Source organism: Selenomonadales bacterium (assembly GCA_017442105.1).
GTDB lineage: Bacteria > Bacillota > Negativicutes > RGIG982 > RGIG982 > RGIG982.
This window is the reverse complement of sequence record JAFSAX010000205.1, coordinates 1-3,239: the sequence shown is the minus strand read 5'-3', so window position 1 is coordinate 3,239 and position 3,239 is coordinate 1. Positions and strand designations below refer to the sequence as shown.

The following is a 3,239-nucleotide window of genomic DNA, read 5'->3' as shown; positions in this document are numbered from 1 at the left end:
TTCGATGAGCAGTATACGAGTACGCCTTCGTATGAAGCAGGGCAGTACCAATCATATCCGCCATACCAGACATACGCGCCGTCCGAGGACAATGTCACCGAAGTTGCACCGCTCGTGCCGTCTACGGGCGAAACAGAAACAGTCAAAAGTGCTGTCGGCATTGTGAATGGGACGAATGTCAACGTAAGAACAGGCCCGGGGACGAATTATCCATCGGTAACGAAGCTTGACAAAGGGACCGAGGTCACGTTGAAAGACCAAGCCTTCGGTTGGTATAAGGTCATCCTGCCCGACGGGACGACGACAGGCTGGATCGCAGGCTGGCTTGTTGACGGGAATCTCCGCAGAGCGAGATGAAGGTATCCGCCGTATAATCGCGGCGGATATTTCTTTTTTGGCGAAGTTTGACAACCGTGGGTGCAGGGTGTATGATAACCGTATCGAATCGTTTTCATAGGTAATATGCGCGAAATACCAAGAATGACTTTTTTTAGTGCATAAGTTATGATATACTGAAGACAGTTAAGATAGGGAGGGTTCGCGATGGTAGCATTGATGGATGCGATCGTTCGATTCTTTACACGTATGTTTAAGTCGATCTTCGGTGGTAGTGACAAATAATCGCCGATGACAACTGCATAAATGAGAGATTGGTGCCGCAAGGCTTAATAGGGAAGCTCGGTGAGATGCCGACACGGTCCCGCCACTGTAACGGGGAGCAGCTCTGCTCGATGCCACTGAAACGCGCGTTTCGGGAAGGCGCAGAGATTGTGATGAGCCGAAGTCAGGAGAACTGCCAGTCTGACAATCACCGTACGACCTACGAGCGATAGGGAGGAGATTATGAGCGCAACAGAAGCGTATTGACCTCTCAAGCTATGGTTTGAGAGGATTTTTTATTCGGAAAAATGAGATTGGAGTGAATGAAAATGGGTATTTTTGAGATTTTTGTAAAAGGCGGACTCGTGATGTATCCGCTTCTTATCTGTTCGATATTGGTAGCGGCGATCGGCATCGAGCGCATGATCTACTTGCGCAAGATGAAAACAGCCTCGCCGACCTTTATGACTGACCTTGATGCGCGCCTCAAAAGCGGTGACCTCGACGGTGCGAAATCGCTCTGTCAGCATACGGACGGAGCGGTACCTGCTCTCATCGCGGGCGGACTAACGGCCACGACCGACAAGGACAAGCTCGAACAGGTATTCGAAAGCGGTGCGGCCATCGCGGCATCGCGTCTTCGTTATCGCGTAGGTATGCTCGACATGATCGTCACGCTCTCTCCGCTCCTCGGCCTTCTCGGTACCGTTATCGGTATGATCCAGTCGTTCAGCGTATTTAACTTAAAAAGCGGTGAACCGATGGCCATCACGGGCGGTATCGGCGAAGCACTCATCGCAACGGCAACAGGTCTTTGTGTTGCCATCTTCGCACTCGTTGTCTACACCATCCTCAATCACAAGATAGATGCCCTCATCGACCAGATGGAAAACGCGGCCAATGCGGTCATCTTAGCGGCGATGGAGCGCAAATGATATGAAACTAAATAACCTCAGAACAAGAAGATCACCACAACTGATGATCATACCGATGATAGACATCATCTTCTTCCTCTTAGTATTCTTCATGATGAGCACGATGTACATGGTCGAGCAGAACGTCCTGCCTGTTGCGCTTCCGCAGGCATCGAGCGCGCAGAACGATCACGTCAAGCGTATCCCCGTCACCATCACGGCAGACGGACTCATCCAAGTCAACCGCGAGACCATCTCGTATGACAACTTCCACAGCAGACTTCAGGCAGAACTCAGGGCAGACCCGAGTGCCGTCTTCGTCCTGCGTGCCGACCAAGGCATCGCCTACGGACAAGTCATCATGGTGCTCGACGATATGAAAAAAGCAGGCATCAGTCGCGTCAGCGTTGCGACCGAGCGCGCCGCCGAATAATAGGAGGCGCATCATATGAATCATGAAAAATGGTGGAAGCGTTCCTTCATCGGCTCGCTCATCTTCCATCTGATCCTCCTGTCATGGATCGCATGGGTCAACCCCTTCGCGCCGAAACCGAATCCGCAGGAAGATTACTTAGACCTTGAGCTCGTCGATATCAAAGACCTGCCTCCGATCCCGAAAAGCTCTACCGCCCCTGCCGCTATGCAGGAAGCTAAAGCCATCCCTGCCTTGAAGCCCAAAGAAGCGACCACGCCGAAAACGATCATGCCGACGCAGAAGATCGTATCGCCCGAAGAAGCGACCGAATCGGCTCCTGTCGTCACTCCCGGCGCAGCGGGCAGTAGTGCCTCGAACGGGAGTGCAGCAGGCGGCAGTCATGGCGGACAAGGCGTCGGCATAAGCGGTAACGATGGCGCGAGTGGCAGAGACCTCTCCTGCGGACCTGTCGTCGTATCGCGCGGTACGGCAGTCTGCAAATCGCCCCTTCGCAAAAAAGTAGAAGTACGCGTGCGCATCTCCATCGGCAAAGACGGCAAAGTCCATAACGCCGTCGTATCCTCCTCCTCCGGAAACAAAGGCGCGGACAAAGCCGCTGTTGAAGCTGCGTACAAATATACCTTCCGTCCCGCACAAGACAAATACGGTAATCCGATCGCCTCGGGCGGAACCATCGCCGTCACCGTACAACCGAACAGATAACAAAAGAGCCTTAGCGAAAAGCCAAGGCTCTTTTTGTATGGGGAAAACGTGTTGTAATAGTCTGTAACGTATAAGACGGATAAATAGGTGTGATTTATAAAAATAACGGATATACTTGACTTTTGAAAACGGACGGATTATGATATGAATAAAGACGGAAATACAACAATAAATAATATATAATTCCGTCAAAAGGAGAATCGCTATGAAAGCAAAACCAATATTTTATCAGAATGGGAATGATCGTAGGTTCGAAGATCAACATACGATCAGCGTGATGACAGGAGAACCGATGCCAAGAAAATGGCAAGATTTTTTTGAATTGACACCCGAAGAAAAAGCAAGATGGGATGCTGAACTAAAACTGGACGAAGAATACCGCATTGCAGAAGCACACGGTTTCCCTAATGGAATCCCGGGAGGAAGAACGAGAGGAGATATACTTCATTATTTCACACAGCAAGAAGAAGCACGTGAAAAAAGGATGCAGGAAGAAAGTTTCTTTAAGCAATCTTTCATACCCCGAAAGACGGAAATACAGAATAATAATAGCATCGCATCGAGTAATACACTTATATATGGGCGGG

At 50.3% G+C, this 3,239-nt stretch carries 5 protein-coding genes and 1 riboswitch; all 5 genes read left to right on the top strand.

Features of this window, described 5'->3' with window-relative positions:
* The coding region (locus IJN28_08025; GenBank protein MBQ6713714.1) for an SH3 domain-containing protein at window positions 1-357 on the top strand (357 nt) is incomplete at its 5' end.
* Between the two features lie 277 nt (window positions 358-634).
* Window positions 635-816, top strand: a riboswitch (cobalamin riboswitch).
* 113 nt (window positions 817-929) lie between these two features.
* Window positions 930-1,535, top strand: a complete 606-nt coding sequence (locus IJN28_08020; protein ID MBQ6713713.1) for a MotA/TolQ/ExbB proton channel family protein — start codon at window positions 930-932, stop codon at window positions 1,533-1,535.
* A gap of 1 nt (window position 1,536) precedes the next feature.
* Window positions 1,537-1,947 carry a biopolymer transporter ExbD gene (locus IJN28_08015; GenBank protein MBQ6713712.1) on the top strand — a complete coding sequence of 137 codons (411 nt, stop codon included), beginning with the start codon at window positions 1,537-1,539 and terminating at the stop codon, window positions 1,945-1,947.
* Between the two features lie 15 nt (window positions 1,948-1,962).
* Complete coding sequence (locus tag IJN28_08010; GenBank protein ID MBQ6713711.1) at window positions 1,963-2,652, top strand: TonB family protein; 690 nt, start codon at window positions 1,963-1,965, stop codon at window positions 2,650-2,652.
* Between the two features lie 205 nt (window positions 2,653-2,857).
* Window positions 2,858-3,239, top strand: a 382-nt coding sequence (locus tag IJN28_08005; protein MBQ6713710.1) for a hypothetical protein, incomplete at its 3' end; no start/stop codon positions are given.

Excerpts from the sequence above, each read along its gene's own strand:
- IJN28_08020 (MBQ6713713.1), top strand. The coding sequence starts at position 930 with ATGGGTATTTTTGAGATTTTTGTAAAAGGCGGACTCGTGATGTATCCG.
- IJN28_08015 (MBQ6713712.1), top strand. The coding sequence starts at position 1,537 with ATGAAACTAAATAACCTCAGAACAAGAAGATCACCACAACTGATGATC.
- IJN28_08010 (MBQ6713711.1), top strand. The coding sequence starts at position 1,963 with ATGAATCATGAAAAATGGTGGAAGCGTTCCTTCATCGGCTCGCTCATC.